Raw genomic sequence first — 25,919 nt, 5'->3', positions numbered from 1 at the left:
CTCACTCATTTGTAGGCGATTTTTATTAATCCAATACCTCTTCCAAAAACAGACCTTTCTCAAATCCGCCCTTTTGCTCACGTTTCTTTGCTCGAATCGATTCCATTTCTTCGAATGAGGCACCGTGCATCTTACCAAGAGCATACGCTAGTTCTAAAATATCAACCAATTCTTCCAAACATTCTTCGTCAATATTGGCATCTTCATATTCTTTTAACTCTTCATAGAGCTTTAATCTCGCCTGCTCAAACTTCTCAGCTTGATTCAAGTGTTTAACGATCACTCGTTTCCCCTCTGCCTGAATTAAATCAGGCACACGATCACGCACCAGCTTATTATATTTCACTTTCGATACCTCCTACTCCACCACCTCAAACGCCTTCACATACGCCACATGATCCAACATCACAATCAACTCGTCCTCAAATTGTACGAATCCATCGCTCGCATGCCGAAATGATTGGAAAATCGACTCCAATGCCTCATATCGTGTATCAGCTTCCACCATATACGTCAGCACTTCTTCGTTGATTAAATGGAATTCAATTTCGAATGATTTCATCTTCTCTCCTCCTCACTCTTCTATACCCGTTCCCCATTTGAAAAAAATACAGCTATACATTGGAATCTTTTTCCTATAATCTAAAATAGTCAGAATATTACGTACTCTTACATATTTTCACTAAATATTAGTTAAAGGAGAGATTTCACGATATGGCCTATCACTTCACATGCGAACACTTAACAAAACGATTTGATACGGGTGACGTCAAAACGGTCGCCTTACAGGACATTAACCTCCGCTTCGAACACGGGGATTTCATCTCCATTATCGGACCATCTGGGTCTGGAAAGTCGACGCTCCTCAGTCTGATCGGTACACTCGACCGTCCGACCGAGGGTACCTTGCTCTTCAACGATGAACCGATCTCGACGCTCTCTGCGAAACAACTCGCGGACTTCCGATTCGAGAATATCGGTTTCATCTTCCAACAGTTCCACATCATCCCGACGTTGACGGCGCTTGAGAACGTCATGTCCCCGCTCTTCGGGCGAAAAGTCGATTACGACGTTCACGAACGTGCACTCGAACTGTTGAAAGAGGTCGGTCTCGCTGACAAGGTCGATTCATTACCGTCCCAACTGTCAGGTGGTCAGCAACAGCGCGTTGCCGTCGCCCGCGCCCTCATCCACCGTCCGAAATGGCTCCTCGCTGATGAGCCGACTGGGAACTTAGATACTCACACGGGTGACGTCATCTTTGACCTATTGATCCGCTTGAATCGTGAGAACGGATGTGGCGTCCTCTTCGTCACCCATGACCCGGAACTCGCCGACCGTGCCAACCGAAAAATCGAGATGCGCGACGGGCAGGTCGTCGCCATGAGCGACGTCCATCATGCTTAAGTTCATTTGGAATTCATGGTGGCGGAATAAGGAACGATTCATCCTGCTCATGGTCGGGATGCTCATCGTCAGTACCGGGCTCAGCTATCTTCTCGGCGTGACGCAGGCGAATAACGGGACGGTCGTCAACGAGCTACAGAAACGTTGGGACTCGTCTTATCACATCGTCGTGCGTCCAGAAGGCAGCCGCAGCGTGACCGAGGACTTGAACCTGCTCGAACCGAACTATATGAGCGGACTCGAAGGCGGGATCACACGCGAACAATACGAGACGATTCAACAGATTGCCGACATCGATGTCGCAGCTCCAATCGCGATGATTGGGTCGACTTACTCGAGCTCGTTCACGCAAACGCACACGTTTGATAAAGCGGGTCTCTATCGCCTTAAGATGAATACGCTCATCGATACGGGCATTGAAAAAATTAATGACTTCCAAGACTTGAAAGCCTACTTTTGGGTCGGCTGGATGCCAAACGGTGATTCCACTCACATCGGCATCGGCCCGACCGCCCTATATGAAGAATTCCCACTCAGTTACGGAAGTGATGTCATGCTCGCCGGGATTGACCCGGTTGCCGAAGCGAAACTCGTCGGGTTAGACGATGCCGTACAAGCGACAGCGTTCAGTCGTTACTTCAATGAAGAGGATGTCCCAGAGCCTTACGACGAAGACATCACGACGATCCCGATTTTGATGAGTACTAAAGACTACGTCGATGCCTCGATCAACTACACCATCGAAGAAGTCGATGCCGATACGAGCGACCAAGAAGCCTTTATTAAAACCTATCTCGAGAAAGGGAAAGGGGAATATCTAGATAGCTTGAAAGGGACGAAAGTCGCCTCATACGACTTTACAGCCCAACAAATGCACGACAATATTACGAAACACATTTTAGAAGGAACACCACAGCCACAAGACCCTCGTGTCACGGTTGACTACACTTGGCTTTCCGAGAAGGCATCTCCACTCGTCTATGAAGGCGTGACGAGCCCGTTCCCGAAACGTTGGCCGTATTCGTATCAAATCAAACCGTTCCTCGCTGAGGGTCAAGTGAAGTATGGGCAAGAAAGTATGTATCGTAAGTCCAATTTATACGCGGAAGACCTCAACGATGTACCGAAAGTAAGATATAACTACATCGGACTATTCGACCCATCGAAACTGAAGTTGTCAAAAGATCCGTTGACGGAACTCCCGATGGAGACGTATTTCCCGGCAAGCGCCGAATGGGTCATGAACTCGAAGGATGAGCCGGTCAACCCACCGACGACCGTCAAACCGACGAATAACCCGTATAGCTTCTTGACGAAGCCACCTTCGATGTTGACGACACTCGATGCAGCGTTCGCCATTGCCGGTGACAAGGCCATCTCGGCCATTCGCGTCAATGTGAAAGGCGTGGACGTCATGAACGAAGAGAGCGAAGCGAAGCTCCAAGCGGTCGCGAAGGAGATTGAAGACAAGACCGGTCTCATCACCGATGTCACGCTCGGCTCGTCTCCACAATACGCCGTCACCTATCTCCCTGGTTTAAAAGGAGAAAGTTCGCTCGGTTGGATTCAGCAGCCATGGATTAAAATCGGGTCGTCAATCACGATTTTCCAGGAAGCGAAACTCGGCTTCTCCGGTGTCGTCGCGAGTGTCATCCTCGTCGCGATGCTGTACGTATTCAGCTCGAACATCATCATGCTGTACGCTCGGAAGAAAGAGTTCGCCATCCTCTTGTCGCTCGGTTGGCGGCCGAGTCAGCTGTCGAAACTGTTATTCTTAGAAGCCACGATCCTTGGGTCGATGGTCGCGCTCATCTCGTGGATGATTCTCGGGACGTTCCTTTGGACGGCAGCTGGCTCGACATCGATTACCCGTATCTTATTGATTGGACTCGCCGGTCTCTTGATTTACTGGCTCGGGACACTCATCCCGATTCGACTCGTCCGTCGCATCAAGCCATATGAAACGATGCAGTCTGGTGAAGTCTCAAAAGGACGACGCCTCGGCCGCTCGCGCTCAAGCGTCGGTATGAGTTTGAACCAACTCGTGACGTATTGGCCACGGACGTTGTTGTCGATTCTCGCCATCGCCTTACCGACGAGTCTGTTCGGCTTCTTCTTGTTCGTCACGTTCCGTCTCCAAGGTGTCTTGTACACGACGTGGATCGGGGAGTTCGTGGCACTTGAAGTCGGGACGATGCATTACGTTGCCATGGGGGTCGCCTTACTCATTGCGATGCTGACGACGACCGAGATCATGTGGCAAAACGTATCCGAGCGCAAGCCGCAACTCGCCGTTTTAAAAGCGCTCGGTTGGCAGAACACGTCCATCCGTCGTCTCGTCTTGACGGAAGGTGCGTTGACCGGGTTCTTCGCCGGACTACTCGGCGTGACGTTCACCATCATCATCGTCACGATCATGTATCAACAGTTCCCGACGTCAGAGCTACCATTCTTGTTTGCGACCATCCTCATCCCGGTCGTGACAGGGGTCTTAGGTGCACTGCTTCCTGCTGAACGTGCGGTCCGCATCACCCCGGCTGAAGCAATCGGTGGGCATGTCGTCAACCAAAAACAAGTCGAGAAACGATTCCGCTTCGTCCTCGGGACGACGGCGACGGCACTCGTCGTTGGGATCATCAGCTTGTTCGTCTTTACGTCACCAGAAGTCAAGCCGGTCACGGAAGAGGCGAAAGCGACACCAGCCCCGACCGCACAGACGACGGGTGCGAAACAGGCCGACTTGAAAGACACGAAACCGAAAGAAGCCAAAGCCACCACACCGAAAGAAGATGACCTTCAAAAAATCATGAACCTCGGCACGTTCCAAACGTTTATTGGAGATCCACAAATGAAAAAACGTGAATTCCAAGTGGGTAAACCTGTGTACGCTTCTCCGGATGGGACCGAACCGGAAGATGGTAAGCGATTCGTCAGCCTACCGATTTCGTTGTACGTTGAACCGGATCAGTATGAGGGCACTATGGATTATCGTCCAAACGGCTTCCGCTTGTACACGTCAGACGGCACAGAATACAGTCCGGTCGACACGGTCAACCACAACAAAAAAGCATTTAGAGGTGGATTCATTTACACACCAGGCGAGAAATCCGAAATTGATTTAGTCTTCCTCGTCCCAGAGAAAGCGAAGACGCTCGTCTTGTATGCGTCAAGCGGCGCCATGCCGAAAGTGTATACCGTCAAAATTGACGTGCCGTAAACGAAACAACGTCGCCCCGGAGTCGAGGCGACGTTGTTTTTCATTCGGCTTCTTTCACGATTTCAACACGTACTCCTGTGTCCCCGACTTTTCCTAGGTTTTCTACGGTCGGGTCTTCATACGCCAACACATGAAACTCCTGCTCGATCGTACGGATGACATAATGCGCGAGCGCGCCACGGTTACGGTTCACCGGATGAATCGCCATCCGTTCACTGGCGAATGACATCAGGCGTGATGCGGACAGTTTTACAATCGGATGCTCGTTCCATAATCCGTCTTCTTTCATTCCGTGCTCTTCTTGTGTCCCTAAAAAGACGGCGTACTGTTCGAAGCGAATTCGGATGCGGTCGCGATTAGCGTCCCATGTGAGGAGCATCGTCGGATTCGCCGCTCCATAAAATGTCCACTCTAACGGGTAATACGCCTCATTCTTCATCTGAAACGATTCCATGTCGAGTACGTAGCGCTCGGTCGACATCAAGTAGTGTAAGTCTAGTTTCATGAATAATCCCCTCCTAGAACATACGATATCTCCTTATATGACTCCCCCGTCATTACGTGATTCCTCATCAATTTCTACAAATTCTGCTTCGATGATTTCAAGATTTTCACGCTTGACTGTTTCCACACTTTCAATAAACTCCGCTTCCGTCATGTTGACTCCTTCTTCAAGCGCATGCATGAGACGATTGCCCATCTTCGTCATCGATGAGTACGTGATCCCTCCTGAGATGACACCACCTGCGAGTGGAATCATCTTCGAGATCCCTTTGGCGAACGTGTCTTTCGTCATCTTCACCCCGATCATCGCCGACATTTTCTTGATGATTGGATAGTACACCGTTTTCGTCAGCGCTTTGTTCGGGATTTTTTTCAAAGCTTCTTTCGATAATTGTGCGGACAATGCCTTGATGGTAGCCGTCGCACCGCCCACTCCGAACATGACACCTAAAAAGAGAATTAATTCTCCATTCACCCGTTCGACATCTAATTCTCCATCTTCCCAAAAGTCATCGTACCCATATAAATACCCAATTTCTTGCGCTAAACGGAGGGCGAAACCGAAGAATTGCGCCGTATCGGCCGGAATCGTTGCGGCGAGACCGATGCCTCCAGGTAGGCCGGCTGCAAACGATGCACTCGAACTTTTCATCGTCTGATTAGTAATATTTCGCTTCGCCACTTTTTTGATGACTGAGAGAGGGACGTTCGCTTCAAGCGGTCCCTTCTCGACAACCTCTGCCAACTGAGTCGCTGGCACGTACTTACTGAAACTTTGGGCTAAAAATTCTTTTCGATCTACTTTCACTCCAGGCAATTTCACTGCATTCGTCATCAAGACTTCAAACACTTCTGACCCGTTCGCCATGACCTACACCTCAACCTTCTTATGTATCTCGTTCCATAATCTAGTTTCAGTATATCGATTTCCTCACACGAATTGTAAAAAAATTTCCTTTCACCCATATATTTTATATTCAAGGTCCCTGAAATCAAAAAAAGGGAGCATCCAAACGGATTCTCCCTCTTCCCTCAATAAAAGATATACCATAGTGCCGCTGCCACTAAGAACAGCCCGGCCCCGATGAACAAGATCTTTGCCAATCGTTCGTATACCATGTCTTCACCTCACCAATGCCGCGCCGACGACGAGGGAGACCCCAATCGACAGCAAGAATGCCAACAACCCGACGGCGATATTCCCTTGTTGAATCTCATCGTTCACCTTCAGTGTCGGTGTCAAAAATTCAAACAACCAGTATGTCGCGAGGAGCAAAATGAATCCAAAACCACCCCCGACGAAGATGTCGATTGTGCTATCATGATGGCTCTCGACGACCCGGAAGATGTTGGCGAGACCGACAATCTTCCCGCCTGTCGCCAAGGCGACGGCAATATTTCCTTTTTGAATCTCACGCCAGTTACTGTACGGCGTTGTCACCTCGAAGATGGCAAGACCGACGACAATCATCAGTCCCGCCATCGAATAGAGGCCGAACGACTCCAGCATAACGGCAAACGTAATCGTACCCATTCCCGACTCCCCTTACTTCAGTTCGACGACCGTGACACCGAGTCCACCTTCGCCCATTCCTCCCGGGCGCTGGCTCTTCACGTGACGATGTCCTTTTAAAAATTCTTGTGTCGCCTGACGCATCGCTCCGGTACCTAATCCGTGGATGATGCGGACGTTGTCATAGCCCGACACGAGTGCTTCATCGATATACTTGTCTAGACGCATGAGTCCCTCTTCGACACGAACGCCACGGAGGTCGAGCTCGGACTTCGTCGAGCTCTGACGTTTGAGCGAGCTCCCTTTCGACTGAAGCGACTTCTCTTTCGATGGACCGATCTTCTGAAGGTCGTCCGCTTTGACGTTCACTTTCATGATGCCAACTTGGACGTTATACTCATTGTCGTTGATTTGTTTCACGATGTAGCCTTTTTGATTGAACGTCGTCACTTTCACTTCTTCGCCCTTACTGAACGTACGTTTCTGCTGGGCTTTTTGTTTCACTTTTTGAATCTTTTTCTCTTGAAGCGTCGGTTTTGCCGATTCGAGCTCTTTCTTCGCCGCGATAATCTCGTGCTCTTTGACGATTCCTTGCTCACGTAGCTTCTTCAAGCGGTCGATGACTTCGTTCGCTTGACGCTTCGCCTGTTCGACGGCCTTCTCGGCTTTCGCCTCGGCCGCTCTATACAAGTTGTCGCGTTCGCGCTCAAATTCGGTCATCTTCGCTTCGAATTCGGCCTGCTCTTCTTCAAAGTCATAGCGCTTGACGATGAGCTCTTGCTCGAGCTGCTCGGCGCGTTGCTTCGCTGCTTCAAGCTCATTGATCATCGATTCGACTGACTCGGCATCACTACCGACGTGGCTACGTGCCTTGTCGATGACTTGCTCAGACAGTCCGAGACGACGACTGATCTCGAAGGCGTTCGAGCGACCCGGTACGCCAATCAAGAGACGGTACGTCGGGCTGAGCGATTCGATATCAAACTCCATCGAGGCGTTCATGACACCTTCGCGGTTATAAGCGTATGCCTTCAGTTCCGAGTAGTGTGTCGTCGCAGCGACACGTGCCCCGCGGCGTTTCACTTCATCTAAGATGGCGATGGCAAGGGCAGCCCCTTCTTGTGGATCCGTCCCTGCACCGAGCTCATCGAAGAGGACGAGTGACATGAAGTCGATTTTGTCGAGCATGCCGACGATGTTTGTCATATGCGAGCTGAACGTCGAGAGACTCTGTTCAATCGATTGCTCATCCCCGATATCGGCATAGACCGCGTCAAACACGGAAAGCTCTGTCCCGAACTCTGCCGGCACGTAGAGACCTGATTGCACCATCAATTGAAGGAGTCCAATCGTTTTCAACGTGACGGTTTTCCCGCCGGTGTTTGGTCCGGTGATGACGAGTGACGTGTAGTCTTCTCCGAGCTCGACTGTGATCGGTACGACCTCATCTTTCGGGATGAACGGATGACGTGCCTGTTTCAACTTGATTTCTCGATTGTCGTTCAACTTTGGCTCGGTCGCTTTCATCTCTTGTCCGTATGCGACTTTCGCAAAGATAAAGTCGAGTTCGGCCAACACGTCGAGGTTCGTCATGATGGCATCATGGACCCCACCGACCTCGTTCGAGAGAGCACTTAAAATCCGTTCGATTTCAGCACGTTCTTTCAGACGAACTTCTTGAATCTCGTTATTGATGGAGACGATGGCCTGCGGCTCAATGAAGAGTGTCTGACCAGAAGCCGACTGGTCATGGACGATTCCACCGAACGCTTGACGGTACTCTTGTTTGACCGGTACAACATAGCGATCGTTCCGGATTGTGACGATGGCGTCCGAGAGCATCTTCGCATTGTTGCGGAGGATGTTGTCGATACGTGACCGGACACTCCCTTCAAAGCTCCGGAGCTGTGTCCGAAGTCCACGGAGTTGTGGACTCGCGGAATCTTGGACAGTCCCTTGGTCGTCAATCGCATGACGAATCGCCTGTTCGACCTCGATGAGCTTCGTCAACTTGTCCGCATACTCGTCAAGACGTGGAATGCGAATCTCTTCGTTATCCTCGTGAAGCTTCTCGAAGAAGTTCTTTACTTGGCGTCCGCCATACATGACGGCAGCGACGGCGAGCAATTCGCTCGTCGAGAGGACCGAGCCGATTGCGGCCCGTTTCACTTCCGCACGGACATCCGTAAGCCCACCGAGTGGCAGACGGTCACGGAGACGAACGACCTCGGTCGCCTCTTTCGTCACGTTCAAATTCGAGAGCACCCGGTCGTATGAGTAGTCAGGTTGCATCTTCAGCGCCAAATCTTTTCCGAGCGAGCTCGCCGCGTGACCGGCAAGCTGTTGGCGCAATTTTTCATATTCTAATACGCGTAACGCGTGGTCCATCTAGCATGTTCCTTTCTATCGCTTCGCCGCAAAGAACGCCTTGGCGTCTTCAAACGTGAAGCAGTTGATAATATCTGATGGTTCGAGATAGGCTTTCCGTGCGTGCAACACACCGAGGGCCATGTCTTCCATCATATCTGGGTGGTGCGTGTCCGTGTTGATCATCACTTTGACGCCCGCTGCCTTCGCCTTCTTGAGCGTGGAAGCTGTCAGGTCGAGGCGGTTCGGGTTGGCGTTCAACTCGAGCGCCGTCCCTGTTTCTTTCGCGAGCGCGATCAACTTGTCCTCGTCAATTGGATAGCCGTCCCGACGACCGATGAGTCGACCCGTCGGATGGGCGATCACGTTGACGTACGGAGAACGACAGGCGTTCTCGAGACGAGCCATGATCTCGTCGACCGATTGGTCCATCTTCGAATGGATGGAGGCGACGACGTAATCGAGCGTCTCTAGAAACTCGGGTTCATAGTCGAGCGTCCCGTCAGGACGGATGTCCATCTCAACGCCTCGTAACACGTTCATATCATGTGTCTTCGCGGCCTCGCGGATTTCTTCCCCTTGTGCTTCGAGCCGTTCCTCGGTCAAGCCATTGACGAACGTCAAATACTTCCCGTGGTCGGTGATGGCCATCCATTCATAGCCGCGATCTTTCATCGCCACGACAATTTCGTCGACGGTCAACTTCCCGTCCGACCAGACCGTGTGCATGTGCGCGTCAGCCTTGATGTCCTCGAGCGTGACGAGCTTCGATAAGTCGTGCTCGAACTCAGCATGCCCCTCCCGAAGTTCAGGCGGGATGAATGGGAGACCGTACCGTTCGAACAATTCTTCTTCTGTTTTTGGTTGCCACAATCCGTCTGCTGTCTCGACCCCATATTCGGAAATGGACTCTCCTTTTGCTTTCGCGAGTTGACGCATGCGGACGTTGTGGTCTTTCGAGCCCGTGAAATGGTGAAGCGTCGCAGCGAACGCGCCTGGCTCGACCATACGGAAATCGACCGATACCATCTCTTCACGTTCGAGGACGAGCGAGACTTTCGTCTCGCCTGCCGCAATCACTTCGTTGATGAACGGCAAAGCGAGCAGCTTCTCACGTAGCTCAATCGGCTCCTCGGTCGCGATGATGAAGTCAAGGTCTTTACACGTCTCTTCGGCACGGCGGAAGCTTCCTCCGACCGAATGACGCAAGACGAGCGTCTCCTTCTCTAACACCTCATTGATTTCTTCAACGATTGGTCGCATGACTGCATAAGCCAATCGTTCTGGACGTGATTCGAGGTTCTTCGCGGCTGCGAGTAATTTCTCCACACTCTTCGCCCCGAAACCGGGTAATGATGCAGCCGTCCCATCTTCGAGTACACGGATGAGCGACTCCAAGTCGACGACACCGATTTCACGGAGTTTAGCAAGTTTCTTCCCGCCGAGCCCTTGAATTTTCAAGAGCTTCATCAAACCGAACGGAATCTCTTCTTGCAGTGCTTCAAGTACTTCACTGCGTCCTGTGTCTCGATACTCTTCAAGGACTGCAGCCGTCCCTTTCCCGATTCCTGAGATGGACGTCAAGTCGTCGATGTCCTCGAGTTCAAGGTCCGTGTTCTCTAGCGCTGTCGCCGCCTTGCGGAACGCATTGATTTTAAACGGGTTCTCCCCTTTGATCTCCATATATTGCGCGATTTTTTCGAGCAACATCATCGCTTCTACTTTATTCATATGCTTCCCCCTCTTCACACAGAAAAGACCGAGACACAAGCACTAGCTTGCATTCCGGCCTGTCGTGTCACAACATCTTATTTGAAAACCAATCCGATAGATATGGCGTGTCTTGAATGATATATGTCGCTAGCGACGATTTGTCGACGGCGTTTTGAACGCTCGCCATCGGCACGAACGCAATCACCCAAAGGATGAAGAATGTGATGACATATGCCTCGAAGAATCCTAGGACAGCTCCGATTACACCTTTTAATTGGCGCAAAATTGGCAAGTCCGTCAAGAAGTCGAGCATCGCCAAGATGAGATGCAAGACGAGTTTCGTAATGAGGAACAAGACGACGAACCAAAAGACGTTATAAAATGTCATCTCAATCCCTGAAAGGGAATTGAGGTCCAACACGCCACCCGGGAGCGTTCCGTCGAGCTGAGACGGATACGGGATCCACAGCTTGAACGCTTCGGCTAACTCTTTATAGTACGTATTGGCGACGAGAAAACTAATTATGAGCGCGACCCAATGGCCGAGCTGTAGAATCGCGCCACGACGGAAGCCGTTGACGATTCCGATAAACAAGAAAAACAGTATAAGTAGCGTAACCATGGATTGATTTATTCTCCCATATTTCGTTTAGTTTTGACGTGGTCGCTCGCGATTTGAATCGCAGCCAAGACCGCTGCCTGACGAGCATCTAGATGAGGGGATTGTTCACGAATTTCGCGGATCTTACTGTCGACCAAAAAGCCTACTTCCCTCACGTGGTCAGCGGGTTCTTCGCTTACGATCGTATAGTCTTGACCCGCAATGTGAATCGTTGTTCGTTGTAACTGCACGCGCACCCCTCCTTTACGTCTGTCAGAATTAATCATAACATCGTTTTTATATTAGGAAAAGGAGAAGCCCCTTCCCTTGATATGTACAACATTTTCTAATACCCTTCTAAACAGTTGTCAAACGTCTTTCTTTAGAAAAATTGTAAGAGAAGGTGGCAACATTCCGTAAAATGTGCGAAAATATCAACTATTCAAACAAACAGAAAGGGTGATTGATTTGAAATTACGTATTGGCCTCTTAGGTCGCATCATCATCGCGATCGCTTTCGGTATTTTACTCGGGAGCATCGTACCAGAAAGTCAGAACTGGATTGTTCGGACGTTCGTGACGTTCAACACGGTCTTCGGGCAGTTCTTAGGCTTCGCTATTCCATTGATTATTCTTGCTTTTATCATCCCGGGTATCGGGGAACTTGGAAAAGGAGCAGGAAAGCTGGTCGGACTCACAGCACTCATCGCTTACGCATCAACCATCATCGCCGGAACATTAGCATACTTTGCAACAAGCAACTTGTTCCCGCAAATTTTGACACGGTCGACGACAGGAGCCGAAAATCCAGAAGAAGCCTTGTTGAAAGGGTTCATGGAATTTGAGATTCCACCTGTATTCGGTGTTATGACCGCACTTATCTTAGCTTTCGTCATCGGAATCGGGATTGCCGCGATCGAAAGCAAACGGTCACTCGACCTCGCCATGGATTTCCGCGATATCATCGAACTCTTAATCAGTAAAGTCATTATTCCATTACTTCCAATCCACATCGCCGGAATTTTCATGAACATGACGTACGCTGGTCAAGTCGCTGAGATCCTATCGGTCTTCTCGCTCGTCTTCGTCACAATCATCGTCCTTCATTTGACGATGCTCATGATTCAATATTCAATCGCAGGTGGTCTTAACAAAGAGAATCCGTTCAAGTTGCTCAAGACGATGATGCCGGCTTACTTCACAGCCATCGGGACGCAATCATCGGCCGCGACGATTCCAGTCACGCTTCGCCAAGCGAAGTTGAACAACACGGACGAAGGTGTCGCGAACTTCGTCATCCCGCTCTCGGCAACGATCCACTTGTCAGGGTCGACGATCACACTCACATCGGTCGGTGTCGCGCTCATGTACTTGAATGGCATGGCGTTATCCTACGCAATCATGCTTCCATTCATCCTCGCACTCGGTGTGACGATGATTGCAGCACCAGGTGTACCAGGCGGGGCCGTCATGGCATCGCTCGGATTGTTCGGCTCGATCCTCGGATTCGACGCGACGATGCAAAGTTTGGTTATCGCACTCTACTTGGCACAAGATAGCTTCGGGACAGCAACAAACGTCACGGGTGACGGTGCCATCGCGAAAATCATTCATTACTTCAAACACAACACAAAACTTCTCGACAACACGTCGTCGAAACAAGAAAATATCGCATAATGAACGACTCATAAACGGGCAAGCCATCAGGTTTGTCCGTTTTTGTCTACATATAATAAAGGAGAGAACCATATGGAATGGATTGAATGGAAAGACCCTAATCACTTCTCAGACCGCGTCATGACGGCATTACTCGACGAGGAGGCAAAGAATAGCCTCATGATTGGCGTCTTGAATAACGTCAAACAAGGAATCTATGAAACGTTTCATCAGTTCACAGTCGAAGAGGACGGGGAGCTTCTCGCCATCCTCCAAGTGACACCACCGCATCCACTTCACTATATCGTCGTGAAGACGGAGCGCTCGGACCTTCTCCCGTCTTTCATCATCCCCCACCTTTTGAAAGAAGCAGTCCCCTTCGCGGAAGTCGTCTCGGAACGACAGCAAGCGGAACGTTTCGGGAAAGTATGGCAGGAGTTGACGTCTGGGTCGAGTGAGATGTTCATGTCCCAAGGTCTTTATCGCCTCGACAGCGTGGAAGACATCGACATGGCAAAAGGCCACATGCGAGAAGCGACGAAGGCCGACCAGGCACAGATCGAAGCTTGGTATAGTGCCTTCGAAGCCGAATCAGGTCTCCGATCATCTCCACCAGAGAAGGTGACGAAGGCTGTACAGACGATGCTCGACAGGAAAGAGGCTGTCTTTTGGGAAGTCGACGGACAGGTCGTCTCGTGTGCGAAACGCGCACGTCCAACTGAGAACGGGATCACCGTTTCATTTGTCTACACATCACCTGATGCACGTGGTAGAGGTTACGCGCGAAGTCTCGTTGCAGACCTTAGCCGCCAATTACTTGAGACGAAATCGTTCTGTGTCCTCTATACCGACTTGACGAACCCGACATCGAACAAAATCTATCGGGAAGTCGGTTACCGACAAATCATGGACTCTGCTTGGGTCCGACTCGCTAGATGAAACACATCGCCTCCCCTATACTAATAGAGGAGGCGATTTTTCATGAACAGATTATTCGGTTGGTGGCTCCGTATCCCCCGACAGATCCGATTGACCGCTTTGACACTTGTCACGCTCGCGATACTCGGCTATATGGTGTTCCTTGGAGGCCGGAGCATGCTCGATGACCCAAACTTCGAAACGCTATGGCTCAGTGTCATCGGTGCCTCCCTTTTGACGTTCATCGTCTATAGGGCAACAAAAAAGTGATCGACGCGTTCGTCGATCACTTTCTTTGTGTTTAGAAGAATGATGCTGGGTTAACTGTGCTTCCCGCGCTCGATGAAGAGTACGAATAGCCGCCACGGTGAATCTCGAAGTGAAGGTGTGAACCTGTCGAGTTCCCTGTGCTACCCATGCCGCCAAGGTTTTGTCCTTGTGACACGCGTTGACCCGCAGAAACGGATACCGAGCTCATGTGAGCGTATACTGTCGTCCATACTTGCCCGTTGATCACGTGTGCAATCATAACATGGTTTCCGTATGCGCCACCCCAACCTGCACGGAGGACCGTACCTGTTTGTGCTGCATAGATCGGTGTACCGACTGGACCTGCGATATCAAGACCGTTGTGGAACGAGTAGCCGTTCGCACCGCTTGCTGGACCCCATCCTTGTGAGAGGCGACCGCTTGCTGGACGTTGGAACATGCCACCGCTTGCTGGTGCAGACGCTACCGGTGCTGTTGAAGCACTTGAACCGCTATTCGAGCTTGAACCTTGTTGCTTTTTCGCCGCCGCAGCTGCTGCCGCTGCACGACGTGCTTCTTCTTCAGCACGACGTTGCGCTTCGATTTCTGCTTGAATGGCTTGTTCTTGAGCTTTGAGCGTATCTTCCATCTCTTGAAGGCTCATGAGTTTTGATTCGAACTTCACTTTTTCAGCTTCAAGTTTCTTGATTTTCGCAGCGCGCTCTTTCATTTTTTGATCGAGCTCTTTCTGACGTTTTTCAAGTTCTTCTTTTTGCTTCACGAGTGAATCACGCTCTGCTTTCAAATCAGCTTGCGCTTTCGCGAGTTTTTCTTTCGTTGCTTCGTATTCTTCGAAGATTTGTTGGTCGTTCTCTTGGATCGTACCAGCTGTGATCATGCGTGTGATCAAATCACCGAAGTCTTTAGAACCGAAGATGAACTCAGCCCAGTTGACTGACGAGCCACCGTTCTTTTGCATCGTCGCCATACGATCTTTCATAAGATCTTCTTGTGCTTTCATTTTCGCTTCGTACTTTTTAATTTGTGCTTGAAGCTTTTTAATCTTTTCTTCAGTTGCACGAATCTCAGCTTTTTTCTGAGCGACATCGTTGATGACGTCTTGGAGTTCAGCATCTAACTTGTTGATCTCTTGTTGCTCTTTGCTGATGGCTTGCTCACGTGATTGAATCGAAGAGTTTGCTTTCGACTGTTCACTGCTATTCTTTTGTCGTTGTTCTTGTACTTTCTTCTGCTTCTCTGTAAGTGAGGCTGCATAAGTCGGTGACGTTCCGCCGATCAAGAGTGCGCCTAGAGTGACTGTTGCTGCAAATTTCTTCAAGTTACCCAATGTGCTTCCCTCCGCTGATTCCCGTGTAGTTTTTATCTATAGTCGTGCAATTATTTTTTATAAGATAAGTCGCGACATTTCGTTCGCTCTGTGACTCATTATAGCAATCTAAACCAAAAGTTATTTTACACTTATATTTCATTCGTATGACATTGACCTAATTTAGGTTTTATCCTTTAAAAAACGTGGGTATAGACAATATTTTGTTTGGTTCGTTGTCACAAAATAGTTTTAAAAAGAAAAAAAGCACTTCAAGAAAGCGCTTTTCACATAGTGACCCATTCATTTTTTTGACTACCTTAAGGCAACATAACCGGCCCGTTTGCCATTTTTCCGTTTCGAACGAAGTAATAACAACCCACCGAATAAGATGACACCTGCGGCAGCACCCGTACTATCCAAAAGGACATCTTCTAACAGCGCGGTCCGTTCAGGAGTCAAACTCTGATGATACTCATCAAAAATCGCCACCGTGTTCGCAAGTGCCCAAGCGAAGAGTAAGTTCAGTCCCGCATGAAGATTCGTTCGCGAGATGGCCTTCACGAATAATGCACCGAGAACGAAAAACGTGACGACATGTGCCGTCTTCCGCATAAAGAACTCAATCAATCCTGTCGTCCCCAACGTATCGAGCGAGATTTCCTTTCCTGCATAGTCGAACTGCACGTTCGCTAGCGTCGGTTCAATCCAGCTCCAATTGAATCGCTCGAGTGGCGAAACGATAGACTGGTCCGAGTAAGGCGTCGCACTTGATAAAAAGAGTCCGATTAAAATAAGCGCAATCCATATAAATTCATTTTTTAAAAATCGCATAACACCGTTCCTTTCTACAACGTTTTTCATTATACGGATTCTTTCTTCGGAATGATGTAACAGCGACATCATGATTTCATAACAATTTGATTGCACGCAACGCGTTCAAGTTCGAGTCTGTCTCCTTCTCTTGGTATACTACAAAAAAAGGGGGAATTATCATGATTTATGATTTTGAAGCAGTAGACATGAAAGGACAATTACAACCGTTAGCTACATATAGAGGCGACGTCTTACTCATCGTCAACACGGCGAGCAAATGTGGATTCACACCGCAGCTCGAAGGCCTCGAGTCACTTTACAACACCTATAAAGGACAGGGCCTACAGATCTTAGGTTTCCCGTGCAACCAGTTCGGTCATCAAGACCCGGGCTCCAATGAAGAAATTCAAGAGTTCTGTCAACTGAATTACGGGGTATCGTTCCCAATGTTCGCGAAAGTCGACGTGAACGGCAAGGATGCCCACCCACTCTTCACCTATCTCTCAAAAGAAGCACCCGGGCTTCTCGGGTCGAAGGCGATCAAATGGAACTTCACGAAGTTTTTAGTCGACCGTGATGGAAACATCATCGAGCGCTTTTCGCCACAGACGACACCGGCTGAAATTGAGGATGCGGTGAAGAAACTCATCTAATATCAAAAAGGATGGCTCCAAAGAGTCATCCTTTTATCTTGGAGTGATGAAGTTGATCGTGTAGAACGGACTGTCTTCTTCATTATAAGCGAGTCCGACGGCAGCATGGGTGAAGCGCGGCTGCATGATGTTCTCACGATGCCCTTTCGAGTTCATGAGTCCCCAATGCGCATGGAACACGCTCATCTGTCCCATGGCCAAGTTTTCGCCGGCCATCGAATATGAAAGTCCCGCTTCGTCCATTCGATCGAACGGGTCTTGTCCTTCTGGGTCCGTATGGCTGAAGAAGTCGTTCTCCGCCATATTCTGACTATGCGCCCGTACGACCGGATAGAGTGGTTCGTAGTCAGCTAGAGCATTTAAATCAAATTTCTCCCGATCCCAATTCATGAGAATACGCATCAACTGCTCATTGGCGACCGTCCCCTCTTTCGACAAGTCACCATAGTACCCCTCACTCGCCTCTTCGACACGGCGGTCGACCGACAAGATCCCTTTCAGGAGGTCATCATCATGCTGGTCAAAAAAGAAAGTGACATACTGACCATCGATTGCAAAAACGGAAAACGATGGATCGTCTGGAATCAAGTATCGATTTAGTCCTTTATTATACGAAGTCACTGCCTCGAAGCCGATGTCCTCGACTTGATCACGGGGCGTTTCATTCAGTACAAGACCTCGATACGTGCTACCTGTCTCGAACTGATAGAATCCTTTTTTCGCACCGTCCTCATCAATCAGTTCAAGTCCTCGGTCACCGCCACGTTCGACCAAATACCAGTCATGCCCGGCATACTGACTTGCGAACTTTGGCGCGTCTGTCGCTCGTTCGGTCGCCACCTCAGACTCCACCTGAATGCTCGTCGGGGCAGAGACGTTCGGCATCTCATATTGCCAAGCCATATAGAGTCCAATCCCCATCAAGAGGATGATCAATTTTCGAAACATGGCTCCTCCTTCCTTACTGCTCGCGCTGACGCTCCCCGAAATCGTGTAGTCTCGTCTTGATATCGGTGAGCATCTCCATATATGCGACATACGTCGCTTCGTCTATATTCAGCATACCACTTACTTGTAACGGCACATTCGCCGCCTGCTCACGCAACGCGCTACCGCTTTCGGTCAAACGAACGATGATTTTTCGTTCGTCGTCCGTCGCACGACTTTTCTCCACATAGCCGATTTGGATGAGCCGTTTGACGAGCGGCGACAATGTCCCAGAGTCGAGCGTCAACCGCGATCCGAGTTGTCGCAAATCGATTCCATCCTCTTCCCATAAGACAAGCATCACGAGATATTGACTATACGTCAGGTTTAGCGGTGCTAAAATTGGGCGATATAACCGGGTAAGCTCTTTTGAGGCGGTATACAATTGAAAACAGATTTGATGTTCTAACTTTAACGATTGGTCCATACGTAATCCTCCGTACTCTTCTTTAGCCAAGCATATCACTTGCGAAACTTTTTGACTGCTCTATAATTTGAATTGTGCACAACTTAATTGTTAAAAATGAAATGGAGGAATTCAATCATGAAATCACTATTCACAGCATCAGCAACAGCAATCGGTGGCCGCGAAGGTCATGTGAAATCAACAGATGGCGTCATCGACATGAACGTCTCGATGCCTGGCGCGAAACACGTAGACGGTGCGACAAACCCGGAACAACTTTTCGCAGCTGGCTATGCGGCTTGCTTCGGTAGTGCCCTCAACCTCATCATCGGAAAAGAACGTGTGAAGACAGACGGTTCAAGCGTCACAGGTCACGTCACATTAAATCAAAACGATGAAGGTTTCTTCATTTCAGTTGAACTTGAAGTCGAAATCAAAGGTGTCGACCAAGCGACAGCAGAACGTCTCGTCGAAGAAGCACACCAAGTGTGCCCTTATTCAAAAGCGACGCGCGGCAATGTCGACGTCAAATTGACAGCAAAAGCAGCATAATCTTCCTTCCCGCTCCTACGAGCGGGATTTTTTTTGCTTAACCCTGCCTATCGGAGTAAGATTAAAGACACGATTAGGAAAGGCGGGAGCACTGATGAAGAAGCATAAATCGACTCTACTGTTTGTTGTACTTGGCATCTTGTTGTTCACGTCGACGTACAACGGGTTGACCGTCCGAACGTATGACGTGACGTCCGATAAACTGTCAGCAGACGAGTCACTGCGCATCGTGCTCCTCTCCGACTTACACAGCGCATCATACGGTTATAAACAGTCGATTTTGATTGACCAGGTCCGTGCGCAGAAACCGGATCTCATCGCTTTACCCGGCGATCTACTAGACCGATATCGTTCACCTGAACCTGCATTCGAACTAATCGAAGGGCTTGAAGGAATTGCGCCGATGTATTTCGTGACCGGTAACCATGAAATCGATGGGTCGGATGACTATGTCCGTCACGATGTGAAAGATGTGTTTCGCTCATATGGCGTCAATGTTCTCGAAGACGAATGGGAAACGGTCACCATCAATGGGATCGACCTCGTCATCGGCGGGCTAGAAGACCCTCTTCGTGGGTTCAGAGAAAACATTTATACGGATTGGGATGCGGAGTCGACTGCGGCGATGCAGGACATCGCCCCCGATGAGACGTTCAAGGTGCTTCTCTCCCACCGTGCCGAACAAGTCGACACGTATGCTAAACTTCCATTCGACCTCGTCTTATCCGGACATGCTCATGGCGGGCAAGTGAGAATCCCTTACTTGATGAACGGATTATTCGCACCTGACCAAGGATTCTTTCCTGAATACGCAGGCGGACTCTACGAGCATGAGACGTTTACCCATGTGATTGGACGAGGATTCAATTACAGCTTCAACATTCCACGTATTTATAATCCACCAGAGATTGTTGTGATCGATGTGAATGGTCAAAGATAGTCATCATCGAATTCCAATATTTAGTTCACTTTTTTTAAAAGAAGGGTATACAAGCTATGTTGCTAATTACTTGTCTTTAAAAGGAGGAGTGAATTATATGCGCGCAGTAACTTATCAAGGAACTAAGAAGATTGAAGTAAAGGACGTTAAAGATCCCGAAATCGAAAACCGGGAAGAAATCATTGTAAAAATTACATCGACAGCTATTTGTGGATCAGATCTTCATATCTATCAAGGGAATATGCCTACTCGCCCTGGTTTTATCATTGGACATGAGCCTATGGGAATTGTTGAAGAGACTGGACCTGATGTAACTAAAGTGAAAAAGGGTGATCGGGTCGTCCTTCCATTCAATGTATCATGTGGTCACTGCTTTTATTGTGAAAATGAGATGGAGAGTCAGTGCGATAACTCTAACCACGCCCCTCACACTGATGCTGGTGGTTTATTTGGATATACTGAGCAGTTTGGAAATCATCCCGGTGGTCAAGCAGAGTTTCTAAAGGTTCCATACGGTAATTTCATGCCGCTTGTCATCCCCGAATCATGTGAGCTTGAAGATGAGGCGCTTCTCTTTTTATCTGATGTTATACCAACAGCATGGTGGAGTTTAGATAATGCTGGCATGAAAGCTGGAGATACGGTAGTGGTTCTCGGATCAGGTCCTGTGGGGTTAATGACTCAAAAATTAGCTTGGGTACGTGGGGCTAAACGCGTTATTGCTGTAGATCCCGAACTCTATCGACTAAATCGGGCAAAACTATCAAATAAAGTAGAAACAATCCTTTTAAAAGATCCAACTGAGACAGGAAAATATATCTATGAGATTACGAATGGCGGGGCAGATGTTGTTATCGACTGTGTGGGTATTGATGGAAAAAAATCTTCAATTGAAAAGATAGAACAAAAACTTATGATCCAAGGCGGTACACTAAGCGCAATCAAAGTAGCAAAAGAAGCGGTTCGTAAATTTGGGGTCGTTCAACTTACCGGGGTATACCCAATGAATTATAATCAGTTTCCGATGGGAGATTTTTTCACCCGAAATGTTACTTTGAAAACAGGACAAGCACCTGTTATTCATTATATGCCTGAGTTATTTCAGATGATCGTAGATCAAAAATTTGACCCTACTGACATTATCACGCATCGTTTATCTCTTGAACATGCTGCTGATGCCTATCACTTATTCAATGAGCATTTAGATGACTGCGTAAAAGTAGTATTGAAGCCTTAGTAAAAGGGAGTTCAGTCCAAACTGAACTCCCTTACTTTTCACTACCAGATGATTCGTTCTTCACAACATTGTCGTTCCCGCTCAATCTGGACCGTCGAACGTTCGAACGTCCCGTATTTCCGGATTCGTTCCGTCACTTGTCTCAAGACGTCTTGATCATCCGTCTCTTCTCCAATCAACACGTGACACGTCGCTGCATGTTCGCTCGATGAGATGGACCAGACATGCAAGTCGTGCACTTCTTTCACCCCGTCAACTTTAGCAATCTCTTCTTGCATCGCCCGGACATCAATCTGTTCCGGCGACCCTTCCATCAAGATATGAATCGCGTCACGCGTCACCCGATAGCCACTAATTAAAATCAAAATCGCAACAAAGGCGCTCGCGACCGGGTCCGCCCACGTCCATCCGAACAACATGATGAGGACTGCTGCCGTGATGGCTCCGACCGAGCCGAGCAAATCTCCGAATACGTGCAACAACGCACTCTTCACGTTCAAATTATCTTTCTCCCCGCGCATTAAAATCCAGGCGGCAAGGATGTTGACGAGTAGCCCGATGATGGCGACGACAAGCATCCCACCACTTAGAATTTCTGGTGGCGCGCTGATTCGTTGGTATGCCTCGACAAGAATATAGACCGAGATGACGAGTAGTGTCAGCCCGTTAATGAATGCCGCTAAAATCTCGAAACGTCGATACCCGAACGTCCGGTTCGGTGTCGCCGCTTTCGCCCCAAATCGGACAGCGAGGAAACTGAGCCCTAACGCCGCCGCATCTCCTAACATATGCCCCGCATCCGATAATAGCGCCAAACTGTTCGTCCATAGTCCGCCGATCACTTCGACGACCATGAACGCCGCAATCAAGAGAAAGGCGAGTAAGAGCGCCCGCTGATTTGTCGAATGATGGTGATGGTGGTCGTGATCATGATGATGTCCCATAACTGACTCCTCCTTCTACTGTTTATCTTATTCCATTTTAACCAAACATTCAAACGTTAATTTGAATGAAAAACAATAAAAAAACGGAAGAATGAACTCTCCCGCTTTGTCTCATTTTTGCTCCAGACGGACACGCATGACGCCGCTATAAGGGAACAGTTTCAATTGGACCGTCTCACCCTCGAACCAAATTCCGGTCGCTTGTTCGCGAGTCGGTTGTAAGTCTGGCGTCGCGGTTGCTTGTTTGTCCCAATCAACGGCCCGTACTTTTTGGTCCCGGACCATGAGGAAGAATCCATCATAGAAATGATACTCGTTCACTTGGTCACGTTGAACGGCAGAAGGACTGCCAAGCTCCGCACGGACGGTTTCGAGATCTTTCCCAATCCAGTCAAGGACGGACTCCGAAGCGTTTGGGACGACTTGTTGCCAAGCGGCAATCACCTCGTCATCCGATAAAGCTGTCGCCTCTGTCGTCACACTTTCTTCTGTGACCCAGCCGGTCAACCGCTCGTTCAACTGAACTTTCACAAATCCACTTACCGTCTCCAACCGTTCAAATCGATCACCCAAGTCGGCTTCATAAACGACCGTGACCCGGTCATCCGCGTATACTTTCGTATACGGTTGCCCGATATAAATCTTATCTGCTGATTCCGTCTCAGCATCAGCATCAGCCGGTTGTTCCGACTCGGAGTCAACCATTTCCGTGGCAATCTCATCAGATTCCGGTAAAGCCGAGTCCTGCTTCTTGTCAATCAGTGCTGCGAACGCGATGATCCCGACCAAGGCGAGCATTAATGCCAATGCCGTCGTGATACGGAACACGCGTTTACGCTTCCGCGTCGTCGCACGCGACAATCTTCCTCCATTCATGTTCTTCACTCCTACTCGATTCGATTCATTTCACTCGTTTCGTCAAATGGTAGGAGGTTTCCTGCTTCATCAAAAAATTTCAATTCATCTTTTGTCAATTCGTCCATCGTTCTGACCATTTGTTCGACATCGACCGGTTCATCGCGCTCATCGTTCTCACGTATGACAATGTGCTCTCCTAATTCAATCGTGCGCGAAGTCAGACGATGAAAGTAGCGGTCGTGGGAAATCAACAATAATCCACCCGGATAGACGGACAACGCCGCCTCGATTTGTTCGCGTGTCGCCACATCTAAATAGTTCGTCGGTTCATCTAATGCCAACAGATGGGCATCCGAGAAGTACAAGATGAGAAACGCGATTCGACACTTTTCTCCCATGCTCGCCTCGGTAATCGGTCGGTGCACTTCATCTCGCCGGAACAAGAAGTGAGCGAGCAACGTCCGCGCCTCCGTCTCTCCGATCTCACTATTGGCGAGTAACGCCTCAAGTAACGTTCCGGTCTCCGGGAGACGCTCGAGCGTTTGAGAGAAATATCCGATCTTCAGACGAGGATGTCGCTTGATCACGCCCGAGTGTGGTAATCGTTCACCGATCAGCACGTTTAATAACGTCGTCTTTCCGCTTCCGTTCGGTCCGGTAATCGAGATCCGCTCTCCTTTATTCATCGAGAAGGAAAACGGTTCATAGAACGGCTTGTCGTATCCAAACGTCACATCCTCACACGTCAGCCACGTTTTCGCTTCGAGCTCATCCGCCGCAAAACGGACGGAGATGGATTTCTCCTCTTTTGGTTTTTGTGGACGATTGTCTTCGAGCTGCCTTAACTTCTGTTCTCTTGCCTTCATTTTGACGGCGAGATTGGCCGCTCCTTTTTGCGCTCCCGGACTGCGGACACTCGCTGTCGCTTTCGCCTTTAAGTGCCACCCTTTATATTGGGCAATCATCTCGAGAAGTTCTGCCTTTCGGTTCTCGTATCGAGCATGTGCTCGCTCGTCACGCACGCGTTCTTCTTCTTTTTGATGTTTATACGCCGTATAGTTTCCCTGATATCGAGTGACTAGTCCGCCTGACAGTTCAAGAATGGTCGTTGCGACATCATCCATCAGTTGACGGTCGTGTGAGATGATGAGCACCGTCCCCTTAAACTGATTCAACCACTTCGTGAGCCAGTCGATCGACTCGAGATCCAGATGGTTCGTCGGTTCGTCGAGCAGGACGAGGTCCACCCGCTTCATCGTCAATGTTGAGAGCTGAGCTCGCGTCTTCTCGCCTCCACTTAGCTCGTTAATGTTTCGGAAGAGGTGCTCCTCCAGCCCAAGTCGAGTCAATGCTCTTGTCGCCTCTTGTTCCAAGTTGTACACATCGAGTGCGAGCGCCCGTTCATAGGACCGCATGACACGCATCTCGTCACCAGAAGAAACATCTTCATAGAGCGCATATCGTTCAAGATCACTGCGCATCGTCCACTCAAGTACGGTCATGTCTGTCGATTCGATGGTCTGTCGGACGAGTCCGACCTCGCCAAGACATTCAATCTTCCCGGCTTGCGGGGTCAACTCCCCGGTCACGAGTCGGAAGAGCGTCGTCTTCCCACTCCCGTTCAATCCGAATAATACGGCACGCTCTCCAGCCGCGACCTCGAACGAGACCGCGTCAAATAATGGTTTCCGGTCATAGTCAAACCGGACTTGTTTTACTGCTAACATCTGTTTCACCTCGCTTATGAATCCGATACGCGATGAAACAAAAAACACCATCCGCTTCAAAGCGGTGGTGTGAAGGAATCCGTTCAAAGAGGAAAACGAGCGCTTCCCGTATTTGAAAAACTGGACACACTTCACCCGTGACTGTTCAAGCGAACAGTGATGATTCGTCTCATCGTTGGAGTGAACGTGTATTTTTCATGGCACGGTGTACCTCTCTTTCCTAAGTTACTGCCACCTTATCAAATTGAAAGCGGATTCGCAAGAGTGTACCCCACAATCTCCCATTTTTTCTACTCCTTTAGGCGGATGCGGTGCATCTGTCCTCGCGATATGATGACAGTATATTCGAACAGTGAGGTGATGCATGATGCGTCGACGCATCCTCGTTCCGAGTGCCGTCTTGGCGAGCGTCGGAACGTTTCTCTATACACGATTCAAACGACAGCTCCCCCGTCCGCGCTTTAAATGGCCGGAACGTCCAGAACTGACAACCATTGATGAGACGCATGTGCAGGCGACGTGGATCGGGCATTCGACGGTCCTCATTCATTGGTATGGGCTCAAGATTTTAACGGACCCCGTCTTCTCAAAACGAATCGGTGTCCATCTCGGACCGCTGACAGTCGGCATGAAACGTCACACCGCTCCGGCCCTCTCCATTGAGGAGGTCGGCCCGGTCGATGTCATCCTACTCAGCCATGCCCATATGGACCACTTTGACCATAAAAGTTTGAAGCGACTCATCACTCGCGAGACGATTGTCGTCTCTGCTCCTGGGACGAGCCGCCTGTTGCGCCGATACCCGAGTCTGCAGACGCTCGAACTGCATCCACATGACAAAGTGACACTTGCGAACGGGCTCGATGTCCGCGCCATTCCCGTCAAGCATTGGGGCAACCGTTTCCCGTGGGACAAACATATGGGGTACAACGGGTACCTGCTCAAATACAAAGGGATTCGTATGCTCTTCGCAGGAGACACGGCCTATACCGACTCCTTCAAAGGACTCGCTGACCGTGAACCGATCGACCTCGCCTTCTTCCCAATCGGTGCCTATCAACCGGACTCGTTCCAGGAAGCGCACTGTACTCCGGAACAGGCTTGGATGATGTACAAAGAGAGCGGAGCGAAGCGTTTCTTCCCGATGCATTGGGATACGTTCGTCCTTTCTTATGAGCCTGTCGAGGAACCGTATCATCGTCTCGTCGCGGCCGCAAAACTCGACCGTGACCAAATTGTGATCAAGGCGCACGGGGAAAGCATCCGTCTGTAGTTTTTCCTTTCCCTTCATCCAAAATTTCGGTAACGTTATAGACGAGAGGGAGGG

At 49.4% G+C, this 25,919-nt stretch carries 26 protein-coding genes; 10 read left to right on the top strand and 16 right to left on the bottom strand.

What is annotated here, in order from left to right; genetic code table 11:
• Positions 1–25: 25 nt before the first annotated feature.
• Together KNO68_RS00840 and KNO68_RS00835 are read right to left on the bottom strand one after the other, a co-directional pair.
• Positions 26–346, bottom strand: a complete 321-nt coding sequence (locus KNO68_RS00840) for a nucleoside triphosphate pyrophosphohydrolase (RefSeq protein WP_215111916.1) — start codon at positions 344–346, stop codon at positions 26–28.
• 12 nt (positions 347–358) lie between these two features.
• The gene (locus tag KNO68_RS00835) at positions 359–562 is read right to left on the bottom strand and encodes a hypothetical protein (RefSeq protein ID WP_214691182.1); all 204 of its coding nucleotides are present in this window, start codon (positions 560–562) and stop codon (positions 359–361) included.
• A 152-nt stretch (positions 563–714) separates the two neighbouring features.
• Here KNO68_RS00835 and KNO68_RS00830 point away from each other — a divergent pair, with 152 nt between their 5' ends.
• Together KNO68_RS00830 and KNO68_RS00825 are read left to right on the top strand one after the other, a co-directional pair.
• A complete protein-coding gene (locus KNO68_RS00830) occupies positions 715–1,407 on the top strand; it encodes an ABC transporter ATP-binding protein (RefSeq protein ID WP_215111915.1) in 693 nt (230 codons plus the stop codon).
• A complete protein-coding gene (locus KNO68_RS00825) occupies positions 1,400–4,624 on the top strand; it encodes an FtsX-like permease family protein (protein WP_215111914.1) in 3,225 nt (1,074 codons plus the stop codon). The genes KNO68_RS00830 and KNO68_RS00825 overlap by 8 nt, the downstream gene beginning before the upstream one ends.
• 40 nt (positions 4,625–4,664) lie before the next feature.
• On the opposite strand, the gene KNO68_RS00820 is transcribed toward KNO68_RS00825, so the two are convergent.
• From KNO68_RS00820 to zapA, 7 genes are all read right to left on the bottom strand, one after another.
• Positions 4,665–5,129, bottom strand: a complete 465-nt coding sequence (locus KNO68_RS00820) for a hypothetical protein (protein ID WP_215111913.1) — start codon at positions 5,127–5,129, stop codon at positions 4,665–4,667.
• 33 nt (positions 5,130–5,162) lie between these two features.
• Positions 5,163–5,996 carry an EcsC family protein gene (locus tag KNO68_RS00815; RefSeq protein WP_215111912.1) on the bottom strand — a complete coding sequence of 278 codons (834 nt, stop codon included), beginning with the start codon at positions 5,994–5,996 and terminating at the stop codon, positions 5,163–5,165.
• Positions 5,997–6,251: 255 nt separating this feature from the next.
• Positions 6,252–6,662, bottom strand: a complete 411-nt coding sequence (locus KNO68_RS00810) for a DUF350 domain-containing protein (RefSeq protein ID WP_031421322.1) — start codon at positions 6,660–6,662, stop codon at positions 6,252–6,254.
• 12 nt (positions 6,663–6,674) lie between these two features.
• A complete protein-coding gene (locus tag KNO68_RS00805; protein ID WP_215111911.1) occupies positions 6,675–9,029 on the bottom strand; it encodes an endonuclease MutS2 in 2,355 nt (784 codons plus the stop codon).
• A 15-nt stretch (positions 9,030–9,044) separates the two neighbouring features.
• Positions 9,045–10,739: a DNA polymerase/3'-5' exonuclease PolX gene (gene polX / locus KNO68_RS00800; protein WP_214730720.1), complete on the bottom strand. Its 1,695-nt coding sequence runs from the start codon at positions 10,737–10,739 to the stop codon at positions 9,045–9,047.
• Between the two features lie 67 nt (positions 10,740–10,806).
• Positions 10,807–11,343 (bottom strand): CvpA family protein, encoded by a 537-nt coding sequence (locus tag KNO68_RS00795; protein ID WP_031421319.1) that lies wholly within the window; start codon positions 11,341–11,343, stop codon positions 10,807–10,809.
• Positions 11,344–11,351: 8 nt separating this feature from the next.
• The gene (gene zapA, locus KNO68_RS00790; RefSeq protein WP_015881047.1) at positions 11,352–11,573 is read right to left on the bottom strand and encodes a cell division protein ZapA; all 222 of its coding nucleotides are present in this window, start codon (positions 11,571–11,573) and stop codon (positions 11,352–11,354) included.
• Between the two features lie 217 nt (positions 11,574–11,790).
• Between zapA and KNO68_RS00785 the strand changes: the two genes are divergently transcribed.
• From KNO68_RS00785 to KNO68_RS00775, 3 genes are all read left to right on the top strand, one after another.
• Positions 11,791–12,999, top strand: a complete 1,209-nt coding sequence (locus KNO68_RS00785) for a dicarboxylate/amino acid:cation symporter (RefSeq protein WP_251024810.1) — start codon at positions 11,791–11,793, stop codon at positions 12,997–12,999.
• A 72-nt stretch (positions 13,000–13,071) separates the two neighbouring features.
• Positions 13,072–13,917 carry a GNAT family N-acetyltransferase gene (locus tag KNO68_RS00780; RefSeq protein WP_215111910.1) on the top strand — a complete coding sequence of 282 codons (846 nt, stop codon included), beginning with the start codon at positions 13,072–13,074 and terminating at the stop codon, positions 13,915–13,917.
• 42 nt (positions 13,918–13,959) lie between these two features.
• Complete coding sequence (locus KNO68_RS00775) at positions 13,960–14,166, top strand: hypothetical protein (protein ID WP_214684821.1); 207 nt, start codon at positions 13,960–13,962, stop codon at positions 14,164–14,166.
• A gap of 31 nt (positions 14,167–14,197) precedes the next feature.
• Here the strand turns inward: KNO68_RS00775 and KNO68_RS00770 are convergent, their stop codons facing one another.
• Both KNO68_RS00770 and KNO68_RS00765 read right to left on the bottom strand, forming a co-directional pair.
• Entirely contained in the window at positions 14,198–15,493 is a 1,296-nt protein-coding gene (locus tag KNO68_RS00770) for a murein hydrolase activator EnvC family protein (RefSeq protein WP_047795555.1), read from the bottom strand.
• A 294-nt stretch (positions 15,494–15,787) separates the two neighbouring features.
• Positions 15,788–16,306 carry a VanZ family protein gene (locus tag KNO68_RS00765; RefSeq protein ID WP_215111909.1) on the bottom strand — a complete coding sequence of 173 codons (519 nt, stop codon included), beginning with the start codon at positions 16,304–16,306 and terminating at the stop codon, positions 15,788–15,790.
• Positions 16,307–16,464: 158 nt separating this feature from the next.
• Here KNO68_RS00765 and KNO68_RS00760 point away from each other — a divergent pair, with 158 nt between their 5' ends.
• Positions 16,465–16,941, top strand: a complete 477-nt coding sequence (locus KNO68_RS00760) for a glutathione peroxidase (protein ID WP_215112374.1) — start codon at positions 16,465–16,467, stop codon at positions 16,939–16,941.
• 33 nt (positions 16,942–16,974) lie between these two features.
• Here KNO68_RS00760 and KNO68_RS00755 read toward each other — a convergent pair whose 3' ends face one another.
• Entirely contained in the window at positions 16,975–17,889 is a 915-nt protein-coding gene (locus KNO68_RS00755; RefSeq protein WP_078146489.1) for a CAP domain-containing protein, read from the bottom strand.
• A 13-nt stretch (positions 17,890–17,902) separates the two neighbouring features.
• Positions 17,903–18,355 (bottom strand): MarR family winged helix-turn-helix transcriptional regulator, encoded by a 453-nt coding sequence (locus KNO68_RS00750; protein ID WP_159561931.1) that lies wholly within the window; start codon positions 18,353–18,355, stop codon positions 17,903–17,905.
• A gap of 117 nt (positions 18,356–18,472) precedes the next feature.
• Here KNO68_RS00750 and KNO68_RS00745 point away from each other — a divergent pair, with 117 nt between their 5' ends.
• The 3 genes from KNO68_RS00745 to KNO68_RS00735 all read left to right on the top strand — a co-directional run bounded on the left by KNO68_RS00745 (position 18,473) and on the right by KNO68_RS00735 (position 21,063).
• Positions 18,473–18,886, top strand: coding sequence for an organic hydroperoxide resistance protein (locus KNO68_RS00745; RefSeq protein ID WP_015881037.1), 414 nt, complete (start codon positions 18,473–18,475; stop codon positions 18,884–18,886).
• Between the two features lie 94 nt (positions 18,887–18,980).
• On the top strand, positions 18,981–19,826 hold the full coding sequence (locus KNO68_RS00740; protein WP_078146487.1) for a metallophosphoesterase: 846 nt from the start codon (positions 18,981–18,983) through the stop codon (positions 19,824–19,826).
• Positions 19,827–19,923: 97 nt separating this feature from the next.
• Complete coding sequence (locus tag KNO68_RS00735) at positions 19,924–21,063, top strand: zinc-dependent alcohol dehydrogenase (RefSeq protein WP_214684828.1); 1,140 nt, start codon at positions 19,924–19,926, stop codon at positions 21,061–21,063.
• Positions 21,064–21,104: 41 nt separating this feature from the next.
• Here the strand turns inward: KNO68_RS00735 and KNO68_RS00730 are convergent, their stop codons facing one another.
• The 3 genes from KNO68_RS00730 to abc-f all read right to left on the bottom strand — a co-directional run bounded on the left by KNO68_RS00730 (position 21,105) and on the right by abc-f (position 24,592).
• Positions 21,105–22,007 (bottom strand): cation diffusion facilitator family transporter, encoded by a 903-nt coding sequence (locus tag KNO68_RS00730; protein WP_214684830.1) that lies wholly within the window; start codon positions 22,005–22,007, stop codon positions 21,105–21,107.
• A 111-nt stretch (positions 22,008–22,118) separates the two neighbouring features.
• Positions 22,119–22,883: a hypothetical protein gene (locus KNO68_RS00725; RefSeq protein WP_159561928.1), complete on the bottom strand. Its 765-nt coding sequence runs from the start codon at positions 22,881–22,883 to the stop codon at positions 22,119–22,121.
• An 11-nt stretch (positions 22,884–22,894) separates the two neighbouring features.
• The gene (gene abc-f, locus KNO68_RS00720; protein WP_078146484.1) at positions 22,895–24,592 is read right to left on the bottom strand and encodes a ribosomal protection-like ABC-F family protein; all 1,698 of its coding nucleotides are present in this window, start codon (positions 24,590–24,592) and stop codon (positions 22,895–22,897) included.
• A gap of 367 nt (positions 24,593–24,959) precedes the next feature.
• Here abc-f and KNO68_RS00715 point away from each other — a divergent pair, with 367 nt between their 5' ends.
• Positions 24,960–25,865, top strand: coding sequence for an MBL fold metallo-hydrolase (locus KNO68_RS00715; RefSeq protein WP_240499792.1), 906 nt, complete (start codon positions 24,960–24,962; stop codon positions 25,863–25,865).
• Positions 25,866–25,919 lie beyond the last annotated feature (54 nt).

The sequence above is a fragment of the Exiguobacterium sp. s75 genome (assembly GCF_018617145.1).
Taxonomy (GTDB): Bacteria; Bacillota; Bacilli; order Exiguobacteriales; family Exiguobacteriaceae; genus Exiguobacterium; species Exiguobacterium profundum.
This window is presented reverse-complemented; position numbering and strand designations above follow the sequence as displayed.